Genomic DNA, 223 nt, shown 5'->3' with positions numbered 1-223 from the left:
CTAATCACTATTACGGAGCTGAACAAACAGTAGAACTGAGAGAAGGTGAAACAATTGTCGCTTCTGCTTACTTTAGAACTGATAACCCCGCTGGACTAGATCAGGGCGCAGTATTAGAAATTAAGTTCTTGAACAGTGGTGATGGTGTAATTAAACAAGTTTCCGAAGAATTAAAATTAACAAAAGACCAATGGCTGAGAGTTTATAAAAGCGCAACTGCCCC

At 39.5% G+C, this 223-nt stretch carries 1 protein-coding gene; it reads left to right on the top strand.

Annotation, left to right across the window (positions count from 1 at the left end):
• Window positions 1-223: hypothetical protein (locus MR058_RS23125; RefSeq protein WP_242145951.1), on the top strand; the 223-nt coding region annotated here is incomplete at both ends.

Source organism: Bacillus cereus group sp. BfR-BA-01430 (assembly GCF_022663115.1).
Classification (GTDB): domain Bacteria; phylum Bacillota; class Bacilli; order Bacillales; family Bacillaceae_G; genus Bacillus_A; species Bacillus_A cereus_BD.
Note: the sequence above shows the minus strand (reverse complement) of the source record. Positions and strands in the feature narration are given on the sequence as shown.